We start from the raw sequence: 24,404 nt of genomic DNA, 5'->3' as shown, positions 1-24,404 counted from the left end.
TGCGCTGATCGTGATCTACACGCTGATCAACCTGCCGATCGTGGTCTGGATGGTTTACACCTACTTCAAGGACATCCCCAGGGACATCCTCGAAGCCGCACGGCTGGACGGCGCAACGCTGGCCCAGGAAATGCTCCGGGTGTTGCTGCCCATCGCCAAGGGCGGCCTGGCATCCACGGTGCTGCTGTCGCTGATCCTGTGCTGGAACGAGGCGTTCTGGTCGCTGAACCTGACCTCGTCGAAAGCCGCGCCACTGACCGCATTGATCGCTTCGTACTCGAGCCCCGAAGGGCTGTTCTGGGCCAGCGTTGCGCCGTCCAGCCGTGCGGCTTCGAGGATGTCCCTGGGGATGTCCTTGAAGTAGGTGTAAACCATCCAGACCACGATCGGCAGGTTGATCAGCGTGTAGATCACGATCAGCGCAATGCGCGTATCGAGCAGGCCGAAACTCTTGGCCAGCAGGTAGATCGGCATCAGCACGCCCACCGGCGGCAACATCTTGGTGGAAAGCATCCACAGCAGCGTGCCTCGGGTGCGTTGGGTTTCGTAGAACGCCATGGAGTAGGCCGCCGGCACCGCGATCAGCAGGCACAGGGCCGTGGCGCTGAAGGAAATCACCACCGAGTTCCAGGCAAAGCTGAAATAGTCGCTGCGTTCGTTGATGTGCAGGTAGTTCTCCAGCGTCGGCATGAAAATGAACTGCGGCGGCGTGGCGAAGGCATCGATTTCGCTCTTGAAACTGGTCAGCACCATCCAGAAGATCGGGAAGAAAATCACGATCGCGATGGCCCAGGCCAGCGTACCGAGCAGCAGGCTTTGCAGGCGACGGGATTGTTGAAGAGTCATGGCGGGCCTCAGGCTTTGTCGGTCAGGTTTTTGCCGATCATTCGCACCAGAATGATCGCGGCGATGTTGGCGATGACCACGGCGATCAAGCCGCCCGCCGAGGCCATGCCGACGTCGAACTGCACCAGCGCCTGGTTGTAGATCAGGTAGGCGAGGTTGGTCGAGGCGTAGCCGGGGCCGCCGTTGGTGGTGGTGAAGATTTCGGCGAACACCGAGAGCAGGAAGATGGTTTCGATCATCACCACCACCGCAATCGGCCGCGCCAGGTGCGGCAGGGTCAGGTGCCAGAAAATCGCGACGGGCCCGGCACCATCGAGGCGTGCGGCTTCTTTCTGTTCCTGGTCGAGGGACTGCATGGCGGTCATCAGGATCAGGATCGCGAAGGGCAGCCATTGCCACGAGACAATGATGATGATCGACAGCAGCGGATAGTGCGCCAGCCAGTCCACCGGTTGCGCGCCGAACAGCTTCCAGACGTAGGCGAGAATCCCCGACACCGGATGGAAGATCAGGTTCTTCCAGATCAGCGCGCCCACCGTGGGCATGATGAAAAACGGCGAGATGAGCATCACCCGCACGATGCCGCGACCGAAAAACTCACTGGCCTCCAGCAATGCACTGATCAGTACGCCAAGCACCACACTGATCAACAGCACACTGCCCACCAGCAGCAGCGTATTGGTGGCGCCGGGCAGGAAGCCCGAGTCGGTGAGGAAGTAGGTGAAGTTCTCCAGCCCGACGAACTCGTTTTCGCCCGGGTTGAGCAGGTTGTAGCGAATCATCGAGAAGTAGACGGTCATGCCCAGCGGCACGATCATCCACAACAGCAGCAAGGCCACCGAAGGGCTGACCAGAAACCAGCCGGGATTGGTCACGCGGCTTTTGCGCTGCGGGTGGGCAATGTCCATGTGAGCTTTTGCAGTTGATGTATTCATGGTGATCAGAACCGAGTCATACAGACTTATGGATATCCACTGTAGGAGCGGGCTACGGGCTTACTTGGGATAACCCGCGCGCTTCATTTCGCGTTCGGTGGTTTGCTGGGCCGCCGCCAGCGCCTGGTCAACCGTGGTCTGGCCGATCAACGCCGCCGAGAAGGATTTGCCGACCTGGGTACCAATGCCCTGGAACTCGGGAATGGTCACCAGCTGGATGCCGATGTACGGCACAGGCCTGGCGCCCGGCTTGCTCGGGTCCGCGGCCTTGAGCGATTCCAGCGTGACCCTGGCGAACGGCGCGGCGCTCAAGTACGCCTCGCTGTAGGTCGAGGCCCGGGTGCCCGGCGGCACGTTGGCGGTGCCGTCTTTTTCCGCGACCAGTGCGCCGTATTCTTTGGATGTAGCCCAGGCACTGAAGGCTTTCGCCGCGTCCTTGGCCTTGGAACTGGTCGGAATGGCCAGCGCCCAGGAGTACAACCAGGCCGAGCCTTTGTCAGTGACCTGATGTGGCGCATAGGTGAAGCCGACGTGATCGGTGACCTTGCTCTGGGATTTGTCGGTGACGAACGAACCGGCGACGCTGGCATCGACCCAGATCGCGCATTTACCGCTGTTGAACAACGCGAGGTTTTCATTGAAACCATTGCTCGACGCCCCCGGCGGACCGGATTTCTTCATGGTGTCGACGTAGAAGTTCAGCGCGTTTTTCCATTCGGGGCCGTTGAATTCCGGCTGCCACGTTTCATCGAACCAGCGCGCGCCATAGGCGTTGGCCACGGTGCTGATCAGCGCCATGTTCTCGCCCCAGCCGGCCTTGCCCCGCAGGCAGATGCCGTACTGTTCCTGCTCGGGTTTGTTCAGTTTGGCGGCGAATTCACCGATCTGCTCCCAGGTCGGGCGCTCGGGCATGGTCAGGCCGGCGTCCTTGAACAGGTCGGTTCGATAGTAAGTGATCGAGCTTTCGGCGTAGAACGGCAGGGCGTACAGCGAGCCTTTGACCGATAGGCCTTCGCGCACCGACGGAAACACGTCGTCGAGGGCATAACCATCCGGCAAATCCTTCATCGGCTCCAGCCAGCCCTTGGCGCCCCAGAGTGCGGCTTCGTACATGCCGATGGTCAGTACGTCGAACTGCCCACCCTGGGTGGCGATGTCGGTGGTCAGGCGCTGACGCAGGACGTTTTCTTCGAGGACCACCCAATTGAGCTTGATCTGCGGATGCTCGGCCTCGAAGGTTTTCGAGAGCTTTTGCATGCGGATCATGTCGCTGTTGTTGACGGTGGCGATGGTCAGTGTCTGTGCGCCAAGGCTGACGCTACTGAGGGTCATGCAGGTGAGGGCAAGCAGAGCTTTTACCGAAGGTTGCATCGTGCACTCCTTTTCTGCACCCGGCGGGAAACAGAAGGACAGTTATTGTTTTTGTGTCTTCCTGCGCAGGGAAGAATCTGTGCTGATTACATCCTTCAATGAAGGGCGATACAAATCATCCGTCGCACCTTGATCGATACTTTTTTGCACTGAAGTTTTGGTTGGTAGACACAGCGAAGGGCTTTTCAGCGATGAGGCGGTATTGAATCCGTACAGGTTTTAAGCTCGAAAACAGGTCGTAACCTGTGGGAGCGAGCCTGCTCGCTCCCACAGGGATTTTAGGTGTGCCTTCAGCCGAGATTTTGCTCGGTCAACCGCTGCACCACCAGGCGCCGGTAATGCGACGGTGTCATGCCCTTGAGCTGCTGGAAGCGCCGGTTGAAGTTGGAAATATTGTTGAAGCCCGATTCGAAGCAAACATCGGTCACCGGCTTGTCGCCATCGGCCAGCAACTCGCAGGATTTGCTGATGCGCAGGCGATTGACGAACTCGACGAAATTGCGCCCGGTGGCCTGCTTGAAAACCCGGCTGAAATAAGTCGGTTTCATGCCCAGGTGCTCGGCGACTTCCTCCAGCGTCAAATCCCGGGCGTAGTGGGCGAAAATGTAGTCCACCGCGCGGTTGGTGCGATCGATGTTGTGCTCGTCCGCCAGTTGCGGGGTCGTGGCGCCAGAGAGCAATTGGTAGTCATCGGTGGCCGCAAGCAACTCCAGCAGAATGAAAAAGTGTCCGAGACGGGTCACACCGGTGGTGTCGGCGATACGCTGCATCAGATCCATCGCCTTGGTGATGGTGTGCTTGCAGCGAAACTCGATGCCGTACTGCGCACGCTCGAGCAGCGGCGCCAGGGCCTTGAGTTCGGCGAACACCTGATAGCCGCTGTCGAATAACTCGTCGGTGAAGTTGACCAGCATGTCGCGCTTGGGCACCACTTCATCCTCGGCCACCTGGCTGATCCAGTTGTGGGGCAGGTTGGGGCCGGTGAGAAACAGTGTCTGGGGATAGAAGTTGCCGATGTAGTCGCCGATGAACACCTTGCCGGAACTGGCGACGATCAGGTGCAGCTCGTATTCCTTGTGGAAATGCCAGCGCACCAACGGGCAAGGGAAACCATGCTGGCGATAGATGATGGACAAGCCGTTGTGGTCGTCCATCAACTCATAGGAAGGATCGGTGACTCTGGCGGTGCGGGTCATGTCAGGGCGCTTGTGTTGTTATCCCGCCCCGATCATGCCTCTTGCCGCGGGGCCAGCGCTACTACCGCCGGTGCGTCTGTTGATGCAAGGCGCGGCCGTAAACCGCTTTCATGCTGGTGGCGCTCCAGCAATAACGGACGATGTCGGATTCGTCGAAAAAATCGCTGCTGATGATGCTGCAACGCGTCACCCAGTTTCCCGTGGTGTTGAACCAGTCGTTGATTTGCCGCTTGATATTCCCGGGGCCGCCCAGTAGCGAGTAGGTGGTCGCCGACAGTGACCAGAGGAAGGTTTCGTAAGGTGCATCTTCCAGGGTTTGCGCGATGTAGCGTTGCAGCTCGGCGGGGTCGGAGAATGTGTTGTCGCGCCATTTGTGCGGGATGCGTGGCCAGAAGTACTCGCCATCGAGTTCCGGCTGGGCGGGTGCCGCCATGATCACCCGGCGATGCCTGCTCGCAGTTTTCAGTTCTCCCACTGTTTTGAGTCCGTCGCCAGGCAGGATGGCCCGCAGCCCGACACGGCGCACGAGCCAGTCACTCAGTCTTTTATGATCGAAAGCTTGATTGCCATCGGCCAGTTGATGGAAGTCCAGCACGATGAATTCGTCCGGGTTTCGATCAAGGAACAGCAGTATCGCGTCGATCAGATCGTCCAGGACGCGATGCGAGCGATAGCCGTTGTGGTGAAAGTAGAAACCTGATCGAGCCGCACTGGCCGTGTAGCCCAGGCGGATGTCGAAGGCGCGGGCGCCGTTGGCCAGCTGCCAGGAAAACGTGTCGTTCTGACAAGCGGTCCAGTTGCCAGTCACGACGTCGTAGTTCGGTGCTTTTTTGTCCATGCCGGCGTTATGCACGCCAGGCCAGACGATATCGGTGAGTTTGAGTTGATCGATTTCGAGGGTGTTGCTCATCCAGGTTTGCTTGTCGAGCAAACCACGCGTGTAGCCGGTCATGACCATTCCTTGTGCGAATCACCCCCATCCATTGGGTGTGAAGCGCTCAGATTAACCGGTCGGGCACAGCTACGGTGGTAACTATGTATTGCACAATGGGAGTGGACTACTCCTGATTCAGTCGGTTTTTCGCCTCAATCCATTGCGCCATGTATTGAGTGCTCTTGTGCTGATGATGACGCAGCATGCTACCGGTGAAGTTATCTCGTCTGATGTTTGCCAGATCCCGTTGGCATTCGACCAGTTTCTGGATCAAGGCCGGGCCGTGAACGGATTTGCGGTAGCGGCTGGCAAGCAGCGTGTGCGCGTGCGCCTGGGCGTGGAGCCAACGTGTCTTGTCGTTGTACAGTCGCACGGCATGATCGGCGAACTCCCGTGCCGAACGGGTCACTGCACCGGGCCACGCCTCGTTGCCGTGCATCGCCTCGGCACCCACTGGCGTCGTCACATTCGGCGTGCCACAGAGCATGGCATCGACAATCTTGCCCTTGATTCCCGCGCCAAAACGCAGGGGTGCCATACAGACCCGCGCCGATGACATGACTTGCAAAGCGTCCTCGGCCCAGTTCATTACATGAAATCCCTGGCTCGGGTTATGCAGCGCAGTGGCCTTGGGTGGTGTGTAGGCACCATAGATATGCAATTGAGCGCCGGGTATCTGCTCGCGAATCAGCGGCCAGATAGCGGTTTTCAACCAGAGCACCGCATCCCAGTTGGGCGCATGGCGAAAGTTACCGATATGAAGAAAGTGCGCGCGATCTTCAAAGGGTACCGGCGCACGGGTCGGAACATCGACCATCAACGGGCACCAGTGCAATTGGTTACGGGGAAACCTGAACTGCTCGACCAGCAATTCGATTTCCACTTCGGAAACCATCAGCGTCAGATCACAACGATAGAATGAGGCGATCTCGCGCTTCGCCAGGTCGGTATCGGCCATGTGTTCGAACTCTTCACGCGCTGCCGGGGCGAACAGGTCGTTGAAGTCATTGTTGTCGTCACTGGCCTTTAAACGCTCCTTGAGGCGTTGATGCCGACCTTGCCTGAGGCTTTGCAGGTCGCAACTTTCGAGCACGCGCAAGGCATCGGGGCAATGTTTTTCGACCCGCCAGCCGAACTGTTCCTCCATCATGAATTGATCGAACAACACGATGTCCGGCGCCAGTTCGCTGATGAATGCGTCGAAACTGCTGTTGTTCAATTCGATAGGGACTTCACGTATACCCAACGCCGCCAGGTCTGCGCGTTGCTCGCCGAAGCCTGCCGGGCTGCTGAATGTGATGTCCCAGCCTTGTTCCAGGAAAACCTCGAGCATCTGCATGACATGCCCGCTGGCCGCGGAAGAGCGGGGCTCGGGCCAGACGTAACCAATGATCAGGACTTTGGTTGCGCGGGGCTCAATCATGTACGGGAGTTCCTTGAAGCGAAGACAGGGCAGGGACGAAAAAGGCGCGCATTAAACCACAGCGCAGCCCAGGGTCACCCGAGAATGCTTTTGACCTTGTCGCGCAACTGATCAATGGAGAAGGGCTTGCCAATCACGTGCATATCGACAGGGACTTCGATGCTTTCGGCATAGCCGCTGGCAAACAGGATCGGCAAGGCAGGACGTAAAGAGCGTGCTTCATTGGCCAGTTCGCGACCGTCCATGACCGGCAGGCCAACATCGGTCATCATCAGATCAATGTGTCGGTTCAAGTCCTTGAGCATCTCCAGCGCCTGTTCACTACCATCGGCTTCCAGCACCTTGAAGTCCAGTTCATCCAGTACGTCGACGATCAACATGCGCACGATGGCATCGTCTTCGACGACGAGGATGGTGGAGGCGTTGGCGGATGACATGGTCGAATTCCCGAAAAAGATAGGCATTGCCGGTCGCTGGAAATCACCGGTCTCTTGCATGAGTAAGTGGCGGATCCCGACAAGTTCCCTGCGCGATGGAAAAAGGATTGTCGGTGCAGGCCTGGCAAGGATAGCGCGGGCGCAGCGCATTTAGGACCCGGTGCGCAAACATGTCAGATAATTGGATCAATGTGCCAGTTTTGGGGCAAACTCCTTGCATTCTGACAGTTCGACAAGGCCTGCCCCATGACCTCAGCGTCCTCGGTTGATGAGCAACGATTTCGTAAACTGCTGAGCCGCAACATCAGCCTGCCTTTGGGGCTGGGTCTCATCAGCGCCGTTTTCTTCGTGTCGCTGATCACCTATCTACTGTCGACGATCCAGTGGGTGGAGCACACCGACCGGGTGATCAATAACGCCAATGAAGCGGTCAAGCTGACCGTGGATCTGGAAACCGGGATGCGCGGTTTCCTGCTCAGTGGCGATGAACATTTCCTCGATCCCTACGAAACCGCCAAGCCGCGCATCGCCGTGGAGCTCAACTCCTTGCTCGAACTGACTGCCGACAACCCGGTGCAGACCGATCGCTTGCTACGGTTGCAGGCCTTGCAACAGGAGTGGACCCGCTACGCGCAATCGATGATCGATTTGCAGCGCAGCGGCGGCGATTATCGCGCCGTGGTCAAGGCCGGACGCGGCAAACGCCTGACCGATGAAATTCGCAAGCAGTTCGAGGCGGTGATCGACACCGAGCAACAGTTGCGCGCATCGCGTAATGATGAAGTGCGCCGTACCACGATCATGAGCATCAGCCTCTACCTGTTGTTCATCGCCGGGGTCAGCGGGTTGCTGGCGTATGTCGGGCGCCGAGACTTGATGTCCCTGTCGCAGAAGTACAGCGTCAACCTTGCCGCCCAACAGGCCAGCGCCCATCGTCTGGAGCAACAGGCCTGGCTGCGCAATGGCCAGACAGAGCTGGCCGAACAGGTGCTGGGGCAATTGAGCCTGAACATGCTGGGCCGCAACATCCTGCAATTCTGCGCGCAGTACCTGAGCACCGCCGTGGCGGCTATCTACGTGCGCGAAGACCATGGCGGCCTCAAGCGCATTGCCACCTACGGCTTCTCTCGCGAACAGGAGGAGCGTGAACAGCAGATCTACCGCGACGAAGGCATTGTCGGCCAGGTGGCGCAGCAGGCACGGCTGATTCGCCTGGATGAGGTGCCGCAAGATTACTTCAAGGTCAGCTCCGGCCTCGGTGACGGTTTACCCCGCAGTGTGCTGGTGGTGCCAACCAGCAACGACGAGCGGGTCAACGGCGTGATCGAATTGGGCTTTCTGCGTCCACTGACGGACCGTGACGTTGAGTTGCTCGAGTTGATAGCCGGCAATATCGGCACCTCGATCGAGGCGGCCCGCTATCGCCAGCGTTTGCAGGAGGTGTTGGCCGAAACCCAGCAGCTCAACGAAGAATTGCAGGTTCAGCAGGAAGAACTCAAGACCGCCAACGAAGAGCTCGAAGAACAGTCGCGGATTCTCAAGGAGTCCCAGGCGCACCTGGAAACCCAGCAGGTGGAACTGGAGCAGACCAACGAACAGCTCGCCGAGCAGGCAGAAGTACTGGCCGAGCAACGCGACGCCATGGACCTGAAGAATACCGAACTCAATCAGGCCCAGGTCCAGCTCGAAGAACGCGCACTGGAATTGCAGCGTTCGAGCAAGTATAAGTCCGAATTCCTCGCCAACATGTCCCATGAACTGCGCACGCCGCTCAACAGTTCGTTGATCCTGGCCAAGTTGCTCGCGGAAAACCCGGAAGAAAACCTCACTGCCGAGCAAGTCAAGTTCGCCGAGTCGATCTACTCCGCTGGCAATGACTTGCTCAACCTGATCAACGACATTCTGGATATTTCCAAAGTCGAGGCCGGCAAGCTGGAAATCCGTCCGGAGAACTCCAGCGTGGCGCGCCTGGTGGATGACCTGCGCGGCCTGATCCAGCCATTGGCCACGGACAAGCAGCTGGATTTCCAGGTGAATGTGCAGGACGGTGCGCCGCTCATGCTGTTCACCGATCGCCAGCGTCTGGAGCAAGTGCTCAAGAACCTGCTGTCCAATGCCGTGAAATTCACGGAAAGCGGCAGCATCAGCCTGTCCGTCGCCGCTGCGCCGGGCGACGGCATCGCGTTCAGCATCCGCGATTCAGGGATCGGCATCGAGGTCGATCAGCACGAAAGCATCTTCGAAGCCTTCCGTCAGGCCGACGGCGCCACCAATCGGCGTTACGGCGGCACCGGGTTGGGGTTGTCGATCTCCCGTGACCTGGCGACCATGCTCGGCGGCTCTATCAGCGTGAGCAGCACGCCGGGGCAGGGCAGTGTGTTTACCCTGGTCTTGCCAGTGCAATACGTGGAACCGGGCGAAGTGCCTGTCGAACCGATGCGAGCCGCTCCAGGGGTGGCGCCGAGTGTATCGCCGCCCACGTTGTCGCCACGGGTGGCCGAAGTCGACATTCCGCGTTTCGACGATGATCGCAACAAGGGGCCGTTCACCACCCGCTGCATTCTGGTGGTGGAAGATGAGGCGAATTTTGCCCACATCCTTTACGACCTGGCCCATGAACTGGGTTATCAATGCCTGGTGGCCCACGGCGCCGACGAAGGCTACGAGCTGGCCAAGGCGTTCGTCCCCGATGCGATCCTGTTGGACATGCGCCTGCCGGATCATTCCGGCCTGACCGTGTTGCAACGTTTGAAGGAACACGCCGAAACCCGACACATACCGGTGCATGTGATTTCAGTCGAGGACCGGGTCGAGGCGGCGATGCAGATGGGCGCCATTGGCTATGCGCTCAAACCGACCACCCGCGAAGAACTCAAGGACGTGTTTGCACGCCTGGAGGCCAAACTGATCCAGAAGGTCAAGCGCGTGCTGCTGGTCGAGGACGACGACTTGCAGCGCGACAGTATTGCCCGCCTGATCGGCGACGATGACATCGAGATCACCGCCGTTGGCCTGGCGCAGGAGGCGCTGGACCTGCTGCGCACGTCGGTCTTCGATTGCATGATCATCGACCTCAAGCTACCGGACATGCTCGGCAATGACCTGCTCAAGCGCATGTCCACCGAAGACATCTGTTCCTTTCCCCCCGTCATTGTCTATACCGGGCGCAACCTGACCCGCAATGAAGAGGCCGAACTGCGCAAGTATTCACGTTCGATCATCATCAAGGGTGCACGCTCGCCGGAGCGGTTGCTGGATGAGGTGACGCTTTTTCTGCACAAAATCGAATCACGGCTGTCCGATGAGCGGCAGAAGATGCTCAAGGTCGCCCGCAGCCGCGACAAGGTCTTCGAAGGCCGCAAGGTGCTGCTGGTGGATGACGATGTGCGCAACATTTTCGCCCTCACCAGCGCGCTGGAGCATAAGGGCGCTGTCGTGGTCATTGGCCGCAACGGCCGCGAAGCGATTGAACGACTGAATGAGGTACAAGATATCGATCTGGTGTTGATGGACGTGATGATGCCGGAAATGGATGGTTTTGAAGCCACTGTTGAAATCCGCAAGGACCCGCGCTGGCGCAAGCTGCCGATCATCGCGGTGACGGCCAAGGCCATGAAGGACGATCAGGAGCGCTGCCTGCAGGCCGGCGTCAACGATTACCTGGCCAAGCCCATTGACCTGGATCGCCTGTTTTCGCTGATTCGTGTGTGGTTGCCGAAGATGGAACGGATTTAGTGGAGCGCAATTCTTCAGTGGAGATAAACAGCGAAATCGAGTTGCGGTTGTTGATCGAGGCGATCTACCTCAAGTACAGCTACGATTTTCGCGATTACTCCAGCGCTTCGATCAAGCGCCGGGTCAACCATGCGTTGAGCCAGTTCGAGTGCAACACCATCTCGACGTTGCAGGAAAAGGTCCTGCACGATCCCACAGCGTTCATGCAACTGCTGCAATTGCTGACCATCCCGGTCAGCGAGATGTTTCGCGACCCCTCGCACTTCCTGGCCATCCGCAAGGAAGTGGTGCCGCTGCTGCGAACCTACCCCTCGATCAAGGTCTGGATCGCCGGATGCAGCACCGGTGAAGAGGTGTATTCGATGGCCATTCTACTGCGCGAAGAGGGCCTGCTGGACCGTACAATCATCTATGCGACCGATATCAATCCACGCTCGCTGGAAAAGGCCAGGCAAGGGATTTTCTCGATGGAGAACGTCCGGGCCTACACTGCCAATTACCAGCAGGCCGGTGGTCAGCGTTCGTTTGCCGATTACTATACGGCGGCCTATGGGTACGCGATTTTCGACAAGGCACTGCGTGAGAACGTGACCTTCGCCGATCACAGCCTGGCGACGGACAGCGTATTCTCTGAAACTCAATTAATTTCATGTCGTAACGTATTGATTTACTTTAATAAAAAGCTTCAGGATCGGGCATTCGGACTGTTTCATGAGTCCCTCTGCCATCGCGGTTTTCTGGTGCTGGGCAGTAAGGAAACCCCGGATTTCTCAGCCTTCGGCGATCAGTTCGAGCCGTTGGTCAAACAAGAACGGATTTATCGAAAGTCATGAACAGTTCAACGAACTTGCCGGCAATCGAAGCGATCGTGATCGGTGCCTCCGCCGGTGGCGTCGAGGCGCTGTTGAACATCCTCGGTCGTTTGCCTGTCGAGCTGGAACGAATCGCATGCTGAGTAATCTCAAGTCCAAACTGCTGATCGTGGACGATCTGCCGGAGAATCTGCTGGCGCTCGAAGCACTGATCAAGCGTGAGGACCGTATCGTCTACAAGGCGCTGACCGCCGACGAAGCCTTGTCCCTGCTGTTGCAACACGAATTTGCCTTGGCCATCCTCGATGTGCAGATGCCCGGCATGAACGGCTTCGAGCTGGCCGAGTTGATGCGTGGCACGGAAAAGACCCGGAAAATCCCGATCGTTTTCGTCAGCGCCGCCGGACGTGAACTGAACTACGCCTTCAAGGGTTATGAAAGCGGGGCCGTGGATTTCCTGCACAAGCCGCTGGACATCCAGGCGGTCAAGAGCAAGGTCAACGTGTTCGTCGACCTGTATCGCCAAAGCAAGGCGATGAAGGAACAAGTGCTGGCCCTTGAGCAAAGCCGCCGCGAACAACAAGCGCTGCTCAAGCAACTGCAAAACACCCAGCTGGAACTCGAGCAGGCGGTGCGCATGCGCGATGACTTCATGTCCATCGTCGCCCACGAAGTGCGCACGCCGCTCAACGGCCTGATCCTTGAGACCCAGCTGCGCAAGATGCACTTGGCCCGGGACAACGCCGCCGCCTTCACCCTGGACAAGATGCACGCGATGGTTGACCGCGACGAGCGGCAGATCAAAAGCCTCATTCGGTTGATCGAAGACATGCTCGATGTCTCGCGCATTCGCACCGGCAAGTTGTCGATCCGACCGACGCGCGTCGACCTTTCAACGCTGCTTCGCGATGTGTTGCACAACTTCTCCCGGCAAATCGATGCCGCCGAGGCGTCGGTTTCGCTCGAAGCCACACAACCGGTGATCGGAAACTGGGACGAGTTTCGTATTGAACAGGTCATTTCCAACCTGTTGAGCAACGCCTTGCGCTACGGAGCCAGGAGCCCTGTCTCGGTGAAGGTCTACAGTGAAGGCGATCAAGCGCTGGTGGACGTGCAGGATCAAGGGATCGGCATCAGCGAAGCAAACCAGAAACGCATTTTCCAGCAGTTCGAGCGGGTATCGGCCAAGCACACCGTCGCCGGACTGGGCCTGGGATTGTTCATTTCAGAGCAGATTGTGGCCGCCCATGGCGGTACTATTACCGTCCATAGCAGGATTGGCGAAGGCGCCTTGTTTCGCGTTTGTCTGCCGCTGTAGGAAAACAGCCAGGTACACGCAACCTCTGATCGGCCCCACGGTCGTATCAGCAGCAATTGACCGAACAAAGGCTTCCCATGAGCGAAGATGCACAAGATGTAGTACTCGTCGTCGAGGACGATCCCTCGATTCTGATGGTGCTGTCCGCTTATCTGTCGGGCGAGGGTTACCGCGTGTTGCAGGCCGAAAACGGCGAACAGGCTTTCGAAATCCTGGCGAGCAAACCGCACCTGGACATGATGATCACTGACTTCCGCCTACCCGGAGGAATCTCCGGCGTGCAGATCGCCGAGCCCGCCGTGAAGCTGCGACCGGAACTCAAGGTGATTTTCATCAGCGGCTATGCCCAGGAAATCCGTGAGACCGACAGCCCGATCACCCGTACGGCGCCGATCCTGGAAAAACCCTTCGATCTGGATAAATTGCAGGAACTGATGCAGGACATGCTTTCGTAAGCATTCAGACGCGGATTTCAGTCGGGGGTCAAAGCCCTTGTTGCAACGCCGGATCATCGGGGTTCATCTGTTCGAGTTGGGCCAACAGGATCTGCACATTTTGCAGCTGCCCGCTTTCCTTCCAGTAATTGATCAGCAGCACCCGTGCCTTGCGATCGTTCGGATGGCGCTGAACGACTTCCTGCAACTGTTTCTGCGCCGCTTCGAGCTCATGTTCACCGTGCAGCGTGGTGGCCAGGTCGTAGCGGTAATCCCGGTTGTTTGGCTCAAGTTCAACGGCCTTGGACAGGCCGAGCAGGGCGAATTCGCTTTGCTCGTGATGCAGTAGCCAGAGCCCCAGCGCGTGTTGCAGGTAGGCCGAATTGGGTTGTGCCTGCAGTTGCCTGGCCAACAGTTGCCGGGCAGCGTCGTTCTGGCCCTGTTTATCCAGCACCTCGATTTGCAGCACCAGCGCCGGCAGGTTGTCCGGCGCCAGGCGCAGGGTGTTGTCCAGCGCCTGTTGCGCCTCCTTGAGCTCGGCGTTGTGCAGGTGCAGCCGGGCCAGTTGGTATTGGTTTTCAGTGCTCTGCGGCTCGCTCTCGAGCACTTGCTCCCAGGCATCGATGGCTTGCTCCAGCGGCCCGAAATACAGACCCAGGTCATCCGGGGACAACCCCAGCAGCGCGTTGATCGCCGCCAGCCGCACGCTTTGTTCGCTGTCATCGAGCAGTGGCCCCAGCAGCAGGCTGCGCTGGCCGTTCGGTACCAGACTGCTAATGCTCCTGATCGCTGCGATACGCACGTCGGGCGACTCGTTCTGCAAGTCGGCATCCGCCAGCTTCAGGGCCACCGAGCTTGGATAGTTGGGCAGCTCGGCATGCAACCAGATACGACGTTTGGGGGACAGGTCCGGACGGGCCAGCTGCTGATAGAGCACCCGCGCGGCACCCGGTTGACCGGCCCGGGCAGCCGCCAGCGCTTCGCTGTAGCCATGCTGGATGGCTTCGGGAACCACCGGGGTGGTATCGCGCAGGGAGAACCACGCAAGGCCGATGACGAGCAGGGCGAAGGCGCTGATAAACAGAATGCGGCGGGACTTGGGCATGCAGGAATCCGGAAGCTGACAAGCTTTTGCAAAAGCTGCCAGCTTCGGTCAGGCCGGGCCTTGAGTCAAACCTTGACGACGTTCTCGCGCGATTCAAACCGTTGAACAGCCCTTCAGTCGACAATCAATGGACCGGCAAGCTGCGCCGACAGCAAAACCTGTCGAGGCACCGTGGCAGTGACTACGCTTGCTGGAGGTGTTTCGACGAGTGTTCCCATGCAAGGGTTGTTGCAGTACTTCAAGGCCATGCTCAACCCCGGGCCCGGGGTGTTGCTGTTTGCCCTGCGAACCATCACGGCCGGGTTGTTGACCCTGTACCTGGCGTTTTTGTTCGATCTGGACCAGCCCAAGTGGTCGATCATGGCCGTGGTCATCATCAGCCAGCCACTGGGCGGCATGGTGCTGGCCCGTAGCTTTGGTCAAGTCATCGGCACCACCATGGGGGCGGTCGTAGCGGTGGCAATCATGGCGATATTTCCCCAGGCACCGTTGCCGTTCATCACCACCCTGGCCCTGTGGCTGGCGCTGTGCACCGCTGGTGGCACGCTGTTGCGCTACACCAGTTCCGGGGCATTCGTGCTCAGTGGCTACACCGCCGTGGTCATCGCGTTGTTGGCAGTTCCCGATCAGGACGGCACCTTTTTGCTGGCGGTGACCCGCCTCACCGAAACCTTGCTGGCGGTTGCCTGCGTGTGCGTGGTCAGCCTGCTCACCGCCAGGCCGGAGGCCGTGGCCCGGGATTACTTCGCCAGGATCGATCAAATCACCCGGTTGCTGGCCACCCACGCCAGCGCCGTCATCCGCACTGAAGAGAGCGAAGCCGACTTCCAGCAGCGGCAAATGCAACTGTTGGGTCAGATCAGCGGCCTGGAGGGTGTGCGCCGACACATGTACTTCGATGCACCACGGTTACGCAGCGCCAACGGTCTGGTGCAACTGCTGGGCAACCAATTGGTGCTCTTGACCGCGCGGCTGACCGCCTTGCGCCACCAGCGGCTGCTGTTGACCGAGCGCTGGGAAGGTGAATTGCCTGAAGAAATTCAACGGCTGCGCGCCGAAGAGCTGGCCTTTCTCGATGAACTGGCGCGGGAGGGGCGTTCGCTGTCCAGTGAAAAGCGCCACCATTTCACGTCGCTGCAACAACGCTTTGATGAGCTGGCCTACAGGGCCGAACAATTGACCGAGCCGCTGCCGGCCACCTTGCGTTCCCTGGCCTGGTCGCTGCGCTGGGAGCAGGCGCGCCTGTTGCAGCAGCTTGAGCAGATTCTGGAATTGAGCGATGCCATCCAGAGCGGGCGGCCGGCCAGCAGCGTGTATCGCGGGCGGGAAAACCCGCTGCACCTGGACTTCACCCTGGCGACCATGAACGCTGTCCGGGCCTTTTGCGCGCTGTTGATCGCCGGCCTGATCTGGATCGAAACCGGTTGGGACGGTGCCCGAGGCGGGATGGTGCTGTTGGGCATCCTGTGCTCGCTGATGTCAACGTTTCCCCGGCCACTGATTGCGGTCCAAAGCTATGCCAGGGGATTCGGGCTGGCACTGGTGGCCTCGGCGCTCCTTCAGTTCATGTTTGTGCCGATGATCAGCAATTTCGAGATGCTTGCCTTGCTGCTGGCGCCCTTGCTCTACGCCGTCGCGGTGGGGCTGGCCAGCCCGCCCACCACGGGTACCGGCATTGGCCTGGGGCTCACGACGTTTTTGTTGCTTGGCCCGTTGAACGTGGGGGTTGGGCAAAACACTGCCATCCAGTGGTTCGAGTTTGCCGGAGCCTATACCTGCGCGACCGTGCTGGCGTTGAGCGTCTACGCGCTGATCTTTCCGTTCATGCCGGACTTGCGCATGCGCCGGCTCCACAAAGAGAACGGCGAGCAGGTGTACGCCTTGCTGAAAACCTCGGCGACCGATGAACAGCAGTTTGCCTTCGAGAGCCGCATGGTTGATCGCCTGACCATGATGCTGGGGTTGCTGCCTGCGACCCGGGAGCCACAATCGCGTGAGCTGTTTCAAGTCAGCCTGGCCTGCATGGCACTGGGTATTGCCTTGAACCAGCTCAGGCAGCAGGGGCAGAACAACGCACTGCTGAGCCCGGATCTGCAAAGTCGCCTGTTTTCGACGGTCCGGGAAACGGGGAGGCTGGTCGCCGGCCGGCCCGGGGTCGAAGTGGCGCAGGTGCTTGATAGCCTGCACACTCTGGGTGACGATCTGGATGCTCTGCATACCGATGTCCATGAGCACTTGTGGTCGGTGTTCCGCATGCGTGTGGCGCTGTTGATCGTTGTGTCGTTCGTCGAGCGTTATCGCGGCTACTTTCAACCCTCAGGCGATGAAGGAGTCCCCGTCCTTGCCCATTGATCTGGAAGTGGGTGGCGCCTATCTGCCCCCGATTGCCCAGGCGCTGCTGCTGGGCCTGCCGATTTTCCTGCTGCTGGACTGGACGTTGCGGCGCCTCGGCGTGCTGCAGTTCGTCTGGCACGAGGCGTTGTTCGAAGGCGCGCTGTACGTCTGCGTCTGTGCCACGTTGATTCTGGTCATGGGAGCCTGATGTCATGAAGAACATCCTTTCCCGACTCACGACGCTGGCGGTGGTACTGCTGGCCTTCGTCCTGGGCTGGTTCGCGTGGGAGCATTACACCCGCGCGCCCTGGACCCGGGATGCCCGGGTGCGTGCCGATGTGGTGACCTTGTCCGCCGACGTTTCGGGGCGAATCGTCAGCCTGGCCGTGCAGGACAACCAGCATGTGAACAAAGGCCAGGCGCTGCTGGAGATCGATCCGGCGCGTTACACCCTGGCGGTGGAGCATGCCAGGCGCGCGGTGGAGGTGGCGAAAGCCTCGCTCGGTCAGGCCCAGGCGGCCATCATCGCCAGCGAAGCATTACTCAAACAACGTCAGAGCGAGGAGCAACGCCGGCGCACGCTCAAGGATCGTTCGGCGATTTCCGGCGAAGAGTGGGAAAAGGCCGCCACCGATGTGTCGGTGGCCCAGGCCGACTTGCTGCGTAATCAGGCCAATCTGGTGTTGGCCCAGGCCAACGTGCAACTGGCTATTGCGGCCTTGACCCAGTCCGAACTCGACTTGCAGCGTACCCATGTCGTATCTCCGGTGACTGGCTATGTCACCAATCTGCTGACCCGGGAGGGCGACTATGCCTCGGCCGGCGGCCCCTTGCTGGCGCTGGTGGACAGCGAATCGTTCTATGTCAGCGGTTACTTCGAAGAAACCAAGTTGCCGCGGATCGGGGAGGGCGACCGGGTCCGGATCGAGTTGATGAGTGGCGAGACATTCGGCGGCAAAGTGCAGAGCATTGCCTTCGCCATTGCCGACCGGGAAAACCTGCCGGGCGGCCGTCTGCTGGCCAGTATCAACCCCAGTTACACCTGGATCAAACTGGCGCAACGGGTACCGGTGCGGATCGAGATCGATGGCGACTATGCCGGTAAAAACAATCTGAGGGCGGGGACGACCGCCACTGTGACCGTCGAAGAACACCGCTAACCCTGTAGGAGCGAGCCTGCTCGCGAAAAACTCGATGACGACGAGGCGAATCAGGTTTGTCGCGTCATCGTTGACGTCCATCGCGAGCAGGCTCGCTCCCACATGGGGCAGGCGGTGTTTTTGAGGGCAAAAAAAGCCCCGCGACCGAATGAGACGCAGGGCCAGGAAATTGGTTGGTTGCGGCCAACCAAAGGAGCGCTTTAAAACCGTATTACTTGCTCGCGACCGTCTCCGGCTGCCAGCCGCCACCAAGGGCCTTGTAGATCGCGACGATGCCGCGATACAGGTCGACTTCAGCCTGGGCCTGGGTGTCTTCGGCCGCCAGGCGTTCACGCTGGGCGTCGAGCAGCACGAGGAAATCGGTGTTGCCTTCGCGGTAGCGAATTTCCGCCAGGTCGGCGGCCGAGCGGCTGGACTCGCTCTGGCGAATCAGCGAAATCAAGCGCTGTTGGCGTTTGCCGTAGTCGCTGAAGGCGTTTTCCGATTCTTCCAGGGCCAGCAACACTTGCTGCTCGTAGGTCGCCAGGGCGCCTTCGGCATCGGCGTCGGCACCGCGCAACCGGGCCTTGACGCTGCCCAGGTCAAACGCCGCCCAGGTGATACTCGGACCGAGTGCCCAGGCGTTGGCCGCCGAGGAGCCGATCTGCGAACCGCGCCCGGCGGTAAAGCCAAGGAAGCCGCTGAGGCTGACCCGTGGGAACAGATCCGCCTTGGCCACGCCGATACGTGCCGTGGCCGACGCCAATTGGCGCTCGGCACTGCGAATGTCCGGACGGCGTTGCAGCAGTTCACCCGGATCACCGATCGGCAATGCCTTGGCGATCGCTGGCAGGTCTTTCGGGCTCAGGTCCACGGTCAGCTTGTCCGGGCGTTCACCCAGCAGGGTGGCAATACGGTTTTTTTGCCGGACCTGTTCGGCCTGCAGTTGCGGCACGCTGGCTTCGACCGACGCCAGTCGCGCATCGGCCCGTTCCACATCGAGCTGATCGCCAACGCCGGCATCACGCAGGCTGATGGTGATCTTGCGCGACTCCTGCTGGTTCTCCAGGTTGGCCAGGGCGATTTTCTCCCGCAACTGCGCGCCGCGCAGTTGACCGTAGGAATCCACCAGTTCGGCAATCATGGTGACTTGCAGTTGGTACAGGTCGGCCTCGAACGCCTGTTGCTCGGCGTTGGCCGACTCGAGGTTGCGCTGGATGCGACCGAACAAGTCGATTTCCCAAGCCATGTCCAGGCCCAGGTCATAGCGTTCGCTGTTGACCCGGTCGGTGGTCTGCCCCGGAATCTGGCCTTTGCCCAGATCACTGCTGACGCGGCTGGTGATGGTCGGCATGGCGTCGTTGCTGACGTCATCGCGGATCGCCCGTGCGGCTTTCCAGCGGGCGAAGGCGACGCGCAGATCACGGTTGCCTTGCAGGGATTGCGTCACCAGCTGGTTGAGGGTCGGGTCTTCGAACTGTTGCCACCAGATGCCTTCGAAACGCGAACGGTCAAAGTTCTTCTGGCCGGCGGCGCCATCGGTGGCGGTCGTGATGTTGGCCGGTTCAAGGGCTTCGGTCTTGTAGTCCGGACCCACGGCACAGGCGCTCAGCGCCAGTACCAGCAGGCTCGGCAGGAAGGCTTTCAAACTCATCAGTGCGACTCCAGCTTCAGGGTGGCCTTGGCTGCTTTGCGCTTCTCGCCGCGCTCGACAAAGTTACGAATCAGTACGTAGAACACCGGCGTCAGCAACAGACCGAAGAAGGTCACCCCGAGCATCCCGGAGAACACCGCTACACCCATGGCGTGGCGCATTTCGGCACCGGCACCGCTGGAGAACACCAGAGGCACGACACCCATGATGAACGCGAAGGAGGTCATCAGAATCGGCCGCAGACGCAGGCGGCAAGCTTCCAGGACCGCCGCCAGCGGGTTCATCCCTTCGAGCTGTTTGTCCTTGGCGAACTCGACGATCAGGATCGCGTTCTTACAGGCAAGCCCCACCAGTACGATCAAACCGATCTGGGTAAAGATGTTGTTGTCGCCACCGGAAGCAATTACCCCGGTAATCGCCGACAGCAGGGTCATCGGTACGATCAGGATCACCGCCAGTGGCAGGCTCCAGCTTTCGTACTGAGCTGCCAGTACCAGGAACGCCAGCAGCACGCAGAGCGGGAACACGAACAGCGCGGTGTTGCCGGACAGGATCTGCTGGTAGGTCAGGTCGGTCCATTCGTAGGTCATGCCGTTGGGCAGTTCTTCCTTGAGCAGTTTCTCGATGGCTTTTTCCGCCTGGCCGGAGCTGTAGCCGGGGGCTGCCGCACCGTTGATTTCAGCGGTGATGAAGCCGTTGTAGTGCATCACGCGATCGGGGCCCGAGGTGTCACTGACCTTGATGAAGGTCGCCAGCGGAATCATCTCACCCTTGCTGTTGCGCACTTTCAGCTGACCGATCTGGTCCGATTCGAGGCGGAACTGTTGCTCGGCCTGGACGTTGACCTGATAGGTGCGACCGAAGCGGTTGAAGTCGTTGGCATACAGCGAACCCAGGTAGATCTGCAGGGTGTCGAAGATGTCGCTGACGGCCACGCCGTGGGTCTTGGCTTTCTCGCGGTCGATGGCGGCATCGACCTGGGGCACGTTCACCGTATAGCTGGTGAACAGGCCGGCCAGTTCCGGCACGTTGTGGCTCTTGTTGATGATGTTCATGGTTTCCTTGTACAGCTCTTCGTAGCCCAGGTTGCCCCGGTCTTCGATCTGCAGGCGGAAACCACCGATGGTGCCCAGGCCTTGTACCGGCGGCGGCGGGAAGATCGCCATGTAGGCTTCCTGAATGTTCGCGTACTGGCCGTTCAAGGCGCCGGCAATGGCCCCTGCGGACATGCTCGGGTCTTTACGCTCGTCGAACGGTTTGAGGGTCACGAACACGATGCCGGCGTTCGGGCTGTTGGTGAAACCGTTGATCGACAGCCCAGGGAAGGCCACGGCACTTTCCACGCCGGGCTGCTTCAGCGCCAGCTCGGACATGCGCTTGATCACGTCTTCGGTACGGTCCAGGCTCGAGGCATCCGGCAGTTGCGCGAAGGCCACCAGGTACTGCTTGTCCTGGCCGGGGACGAAACCGGTCGGGGTGCTGGAGAAGCCGAAGAAAGTCAGGACCATCAGGCCGGCGTACAGCAGCAGGGCAATGCCGCTTGAGCGGATCACGCGGGCAACGGTGCCGACATATCCGTGGCTGGCCTTCTCGAAGAAGCGGTTGAACGGACGGAACAACCAGCCGCCGAAAATCTTGTCCAGCACCTTGGAGAAACGGTCTTTCGGTGCGTCGTGACCCTTGAGCAATACCGCGGCCAGAGCCGGCGACAGGGTCAGGGAGTTGAAGGCCGAGATCACCGTGGAAATCGCAATGGTCAGGGCGAACTGCTTGTAGAACTGGCCGGTCAGACCGGAAATGAACGCCGCCGGAACGAATACCGCACACAGCACCAGCGCCGTGGCAATGATCGGGCCGGTTACCTCGCCCATGGCTTTTTTGGTCGCTTCGACCGGGGTCAATCCGAGTTCGATGTTCCGCTCGACGTTCTCCACTACCACGATCGCATCGTCCACCACGATACCGATGGCCAACACCAGGCCGAACAGCGACAGGGCGTTGAGCGAGAAGCCGAACAGGTGCATCACGGCAAAGGTACCGATCAGCGAAACCGGCACGGCCACCAACGGAATGATCGAGGCGCGCCAGGTTTGCAGGAACAGGATTACCACCAGCACCACGAGGATCAGCGCTTCGAAGAGAGTGTGAACCACCGCCTCGATGGAGCCGCGAACGAAGATCGTCGGGTCATAGACGATGCTGAAGTCCATGCCTTCGGGGAAGGTCTTCTTCAGCTCGGCCATTTTCGCCCGGACTTCGTTGGAAATTTCGATGGCGTTGGAACCCGGACGCTGGAAGATCGGGATCGCCACCGCCGGCTGGTTGTTCAGCAAGGAACGCAGGGCGTACTGGCTGGAACCCAGTTCAACGCGGGCGATGTCCTTGAGGCGAGTGATTTCACCGTTATCGCCCGAGCGAATGATGATGTTCTCGAACTCTTCCTCGGACACCAGACGGCCCTGAGTGTTGACCGACAACTGGAAGCTTTGGGCATTCGGGGCCGGGGGTGCACCCAAGGCACCGGCCGCCACCTGGCGGTTCTGTTCACGAATCGCGGTGACCACGTCGGTGGCGGTCAGGTTGCGCGAAGCGGTCTTGTTCGGATCGAGCCAGACACGCAGCGAGTAGTCGCCCATACCGAACAGTTGCACGTCACCGACACCGCCCAGCCGCGCCAACTCATCCTTGATGTTCAGGATCGCGTAGTTGGACAGGTAGAGCATGTCGTAGCGTTTGTCCGGTGAGGTCAAGTGCACCACCATCGTCAGGTCGGGCGACGCCTTGTCCACGGTGATACCGATGCGCGTCACTTCCTCGGGAAGTTTCGGCTCGGTCCGGGTCACGCGGTTCTGCACCTGCACCTGGGCGTTGTCCAGGTCGGTACCCAGGGCAAAGGTGATGGTCAGGGTGATCTTGCCGTCAGCAGTCGACTGCGAGGACATGTACAACATGTTCTCGACGCCGGTGATGGCCTGTTCCAGCGGAGCGGCCACGGTTTCACCGATGACTTTCGGGTTGGCGCCCGGGAAGTTGGCGCGGACCACCACGGTCGGCGGCACCACTTCCGGGTATTCGCTGATCGGCAACTGGAACAGCGAGATCGCACCGGCGATCAGGATCAGCAGCGACAGCACCGCTGCGAAGATCGGCCGCGAAATGAAGAATTGGGAAAAATTCATCGTAAAAATCCCTTAACCGCGTGGGGTCGTGGCAGCCAGTTTCACAGCCGTGCCCGGCGCAACCCTGGCAGGCGCGACTTGAGGCAGGTTGCTGGCTTCCAGCGCTTGGCGTTGTTGTGCGAGTGCCGCGAGGGTTTGTTCGCTGGCCATCGGAATCACTTCAGGGGTGACCGGTGAACCAGGGCGTACCCGTTGCAGGCCCTTGACGATGATGGTGTCGTCCTTGTTCAGGCCGTTGCGCACGATGCGCAGGCCTTCGATTTTCGGACCGAGCTCCACCGCGCGGTAGGCGGTCTTGTTGTCGGCATCCATCACCAGCACGAACTTCTTGCCCAGGTCGGTGCCGACCGCTTCATCGTTGATCAGCATGGCGCTGTAGGTGCCGCTGCCCACCAGTTTCAGGCGTGCATACAGGCCCGGGGTGTAGCTGCCGTCGCTGTTGTCGAACACGGCGCGACCACGGATGGTGCCGGTCTTGGGGTTGACCTGGTTGTCGACGAAGTTCATCACGCCCTGGTGCGGGTTGCCGTCCTCGTTGGACAGGCCCATGTAGACCGGGGTGGTGGCGCCGCGCTTGCCCTGGCGAGCGAGCTCGGTGTACTTGAGGAACACACGCTCGTCGGCGTCGAAGTAGGCGTACACCTTGTCGGTGGAGACCACGCTGGTCAGCGGGGTTGTATCGGCGGTCACCAGGTTGCCGGCGGTGATTTCCGCACGGCTGACGCGGCCGCTGATTGGGGCTGTCACGCGGGTGAAGCTCAGGTTCAGCTTGGCCAGGTCCAGTTGCGCTTGCAGGGCACCGACGGCGGCGCGGGCTTCCTGAGCGGCACTGGTACGCGAATCGGCAAGTTCTGCGGAAATGGCGTTGCTGGTGCGCAGGCGCTCGCCGCGCTGGGCTTCGTTTTCGCTACGGGTCGCATTGGCGCGCGATTGTGCAACCAGGGCTTCGAGGCGGCGGACCTCAGCCTGGAACGGACGCGGGTCGATCTGGAACAGCAGGTCGCCTTTCTTGACCAGGGCGCCTTCAGTGAACGCCACTTCATCGATCTGGCCGGAGACCCGTGGACGAATCTCGACGGTTTCCGGCGCTTCGAGGCGGCCGGTGAATTCGTCCCACTCGTTGACCGGTTGTTCCAGCACCTTGGCCACGCTGACCTTGGCCGCTGGCATGCTGGCGGCGGATTCCGGGGCCTTGCCGCACGCACTGATCACCATTACGGCCAACAGGGCCAACGGGAAGCGCAAATGTTTGAGTGACTGTTCCATGGATGCATCCGCCAATGTGTTGAGATTGGCGAATGATGCGCGGCGGGTTTGGATCTCACGAATCGAATGGGGCGAAGGTAACTATCATTCGGAATGATATAAGACCCAAGCCAGCCCTCTAGCCTGCGCCTTGCGTTCGGTCTTCATCAACTGGATTGATGACAATTGTGTGTTGCATTGGATGCAATAGTCAGACTTGGGACCGTGTTGCGGCTATCGCGAGCAGGCTCGCTCCTACACTGGATCTCATCAGCCATTGATTTAACGGAGTCCGACTGCCTGCGTT

The 24,404-nt window shown here is 59.9% G+C and carries 18 protein-coding genes and 2 pseudogenes; 9 read left to right on the top strand and 11 right to left on the bottom strand.

What is annotated here, in order from left to right; genetic code table 11:
- Nucleotides 1-49 precede the first annotated feature (49 nt).
- Nucleotides 50-364 (top strand): ABC transporter permease subunit, encoded by a 315-nt coding sequence (locus BSF44_RS03105; RefSeq protein ID WP_371918213.1) that lies wholly within the window; start codon nucleotides 50-52, stop codon nucleotides 362-364.
- Here the strand turns inward: BSF44_RS03105 and BSF44_RS03100 are convergent.
- The 7 genes and pseudogenes from BSF44_RS03100 to BSF44_RS03070 form a co-directional block, all read right to left on the bottom strand.
- Nucleotides 303-846 (bottom strand): annotated as a pseudogene (locus tag BSF44_RS03100) (carbohydrate ABC transporter permease); the annotation flags it as partial. The gene BSF44_RS03105 and the pseudogene BSF44_RS03100 overlap by 62 nt on opposite strands.
- Before the next feature lie 8 nt (nucleotides 847-854).
- Entirely contained in the window at nucleotides 855-1,781 is a 927-nt protein-coding gene (locus BSF44_RS03095) for a carbohydrate ABC transporter permease (RefSeq protein WP_095942221.1), read from the bottom strand.
- Nucleotides 1,782-1,841: 60 nt separating this feature from the next.
- Entirely contained in the window at nucleotides 1,842-3,152 is a 1,311-nt protein-coding gene (locus BSF44_RS03090; protein ID WP_095942220.1) for a sugar ABC transporter substrate-binding protein, read from the bottom strand.
- 290 nt (nucleotides 3,153-3,442) lie between these two features.
- Nucleotides 3,443-4,348: an AraC family transcriptional regulator gene (locus tag BSF44_RS03085; protein ID WP_095942219.1), complete on the bottom strand. Its 906-nt coding sequence runs from the start codon at nucleotides 4,346-4,348 to the stop codon at nucleotides 3,443-3,445.
- A gap of 61 nt (nucleotides 4,349-4,409) precedes the next feature.
- Complete coding sequence (locus BSF44_RS03080) at nucleotides 4,410-5,300, bottom strand: phospholipase (RefSeq protein ID WP_095942218.1); 891 nt, start codon at nucleotides 5,298-5,300, stop codon at nucleotides 4,410-4,412.
- Between the two features lie 106 nt (nucleotides 5,301-5,406).
- Complete coding sequence (locus tag BSF44_RS03075) at nucleotides 5,407-6,705, bottom strand: glycosyltransferase (RefSeq protein ID WP_095942217.1); 1,299 nt, start codon at nucleotides 6,703-6,705, stop codon at nucleotides 5,407-5,409.
- Between the two features lie 74 nt (nucleotides 6,706-6,779).
- Complete coding sequence (locus tag BSF44_RS03070; protein ID WP_095942216.1) at nucleotides 6,780-7,142, bottom strand: response regulator; 363 nt, start codon at nucleotides 7,140-7,142, stop codon at nucleotides 6,780-6,782.
- Nucleotides 7,143-7,388: 246 nt separating this feature from the next.
- On the opposite strand from BSF44_RS03070, the gene BSF44_RS03065 reads away from it, so the two are divergent.
- The 5 genes and pseudogenes from BSF44_RS03065 (at nucleotide 7,389) to BSF44_RS03050 (ending at nucleotide 13,462) form a co-directional block, all read left to right on the top strand.
- On the top strand, nucleotides 7,389-10,877 hold the full coding sequence (locus BSF44_RS03065) for a response regulator (protein ID WP_095942215.1): 3,489 nt from the start codon (nucleotides 7,389-7,391) through the stop codon (nucleotides 10,875-10,877).
- Nucleotides 10,877-11,710: a protein-glutamate O-methyltransferase CheR gene (locus tag BSF44_RS03060; protein ID WP_095942214.1), complete on the top strand. Its 834-nt coding sequence runs from the start codon at nucleotides 10,877-10,879 to the stop codon at nucleotides 11,708-11,710. The genes BSF44_RS03065 and BSF44_RS03060 overlap by 1 nt, the downstream gene beginning before the upstream one ends.
- Nucleotides 11,707-11,802: pseudogene (locus BSF44_RS29430) on the top strand (chemotaxis protein CheB); the annotation flags it as partial. The gene BSF44_RS03060 and the pseudogene BSF44_RS29430, both read left to right, overlap by 4 nt.
- Before the next feature lie 23 nt (nucleotides 11,803-11,825).
- Nucleotides 11,826-13,007: a hybrid sensor histidine kinase/response regulator gene (locus BSF44_RS03055; protein ID WP_095942213.1), complete on the top strand. Its 1,182-nt coding sequence runs from the start codon at nucleotides 11,826-11,828 to the stop codon at nucleotides 13,005-13,007.
- Between the two features lie 77 nt (nucleotides 13,008-13,084).
- A complete protein-coding gene (locus BSF44_RS03050) occupies nucleotides 13,085-13,462 on the top strand; it encodes a response regulator (RefSeq protein WP_095942212.1) in 378 nt (125 codons plus the stop codon).
- A gap of 28 nt (nucleotides 13,463-13,490) precedes the next feature.
- Here BSF44_RS03050 and BSF44_RS03045 read toward each other — a convergent pair whose 3' ends face one another.
- Nucleotides 13,491-14,546, bottom strand: a complete 1,056-nt coding sequence (locus BSF44_RS03045; protein WP_095942211.1) for a tetratricopeptide repeat protein — start codon at nucleotides 14,544-14,546, stop codon at nucleotides 13,491-13,493.
- A 216-nt stretch (nucleotides 14,547-14,762) separates the two neighbouring features.
- On the opposite strand from BSF44_RS03045, the gene BSF44_RS03040 reads away from it, so the two are divergent.
- Genes BSF44_RS03040 through BSF44_RS03030 form a run of 3 tightly spaced genes read left to right on the top strand, consistent with a single transcriptional unit; the run spans nucleotide 14,763 to nucleotide 18,040 of the window.
- A complete protein-coding gene (locus tag BSF44_RS03040; protein ID WP_095942210.1) occupies nucleotides 14,763-16,898 on the top strand; it encodes an FUSC family protein in 2,136 nt (711 codons plus the stop codon).
- Nucleotides 16,888-17,088 carry a DUF1656 domain-containing protein gene (locus BSF44_RS03035; RefSeq protein WP_008001544.1) on the top strand — a complete coding sequence of 67 codons (201 nt, stop codon included), beginning with the start codon at nucleotides 16,888-16,890 and terminating at the stop codon, nucleotides 17,086-17,088. Before BSF44_RS03040 ends, BSF44_RS03035 begins: the two co-directional genes overlap by 11 nt.
- Before the next feature lie 4 nt (nucleotides 17,089-17,092).
- On the top strand, nucleotides 17,093-18,040 hold the full coding sequence (locus tag BSF44_RS03030; protein ID WP_095942209.1) for an HlyD family secretion protein: 948 nt from the start codon (nucleotides 17,093-17,095) through the stop codon (nucleotides 18,038-18,040).
- A gap of 211 nt (nucleotides 18,041-18,251) precedes the next feature.
- On the opposite strand, the gene BSF44_RS03025 is transcribed toward BSF44_RS03030, so the two are convergent.
- From BSF44_RS03025 to mexE, 3 genes are read right to left on the bottom strand one after another with little or no spacing between them, the layout of a single operon-like run.
- Entirely contained in the window at nucleotides 18,252-19,673 is a 1,422-nt protein-coding gene (locus BSF44_RS03025) for an efflux transporter outer membrane subunit (protein WP_095942208.1), read from the bottom strand.
- Nucleotides 19,673-22,852: an efflux RND transporter permease subunit gene (locus BSF44_RS03020; RefSeq protein WP_095942207.1), complete on the bottom strand. Its 3,180-nt coding sequence runs from the start codon at nucleotides 22,850-22,852 to the stop codon at nucleotides 19,673-19,675. Before BSF44_RS03020 ends, BSF44_RS03025 begins: the two co-directional genes overlap by 1 nt.
- A 12-nt stretch (nucleotides 22,853-22,864) precedes the next feature.
- A complete protein-coding gene (gene mexE / locus BSF44_RS03015) occupies nucleotides 22,865-24,118 on the bottom strand; it encodes a multidrug efflux RND transporter periplasmic adaptor subunit MexE (RefSeq protein WP_095942206.1) in 1,254 nt (417 codons plus the stop codon).
- Between the last annotated feature and the right edge of the window lie 286 nt (nucleotides 24,119-24,404).

Source organism: Pseudomonas sp. ACN8 (genome assembly GCF_002303925.1).
In the GTDB taxonomy this organism is placed as follows: Bacteria; Pseudomonadota; Gammaproteobacteria; order Pseudomonadales; family Pseudomonadaceae; genus Aquipseudomonas.
This window is presented reverse-complemented; position numbering and strand designations above follow the sequence as displayed.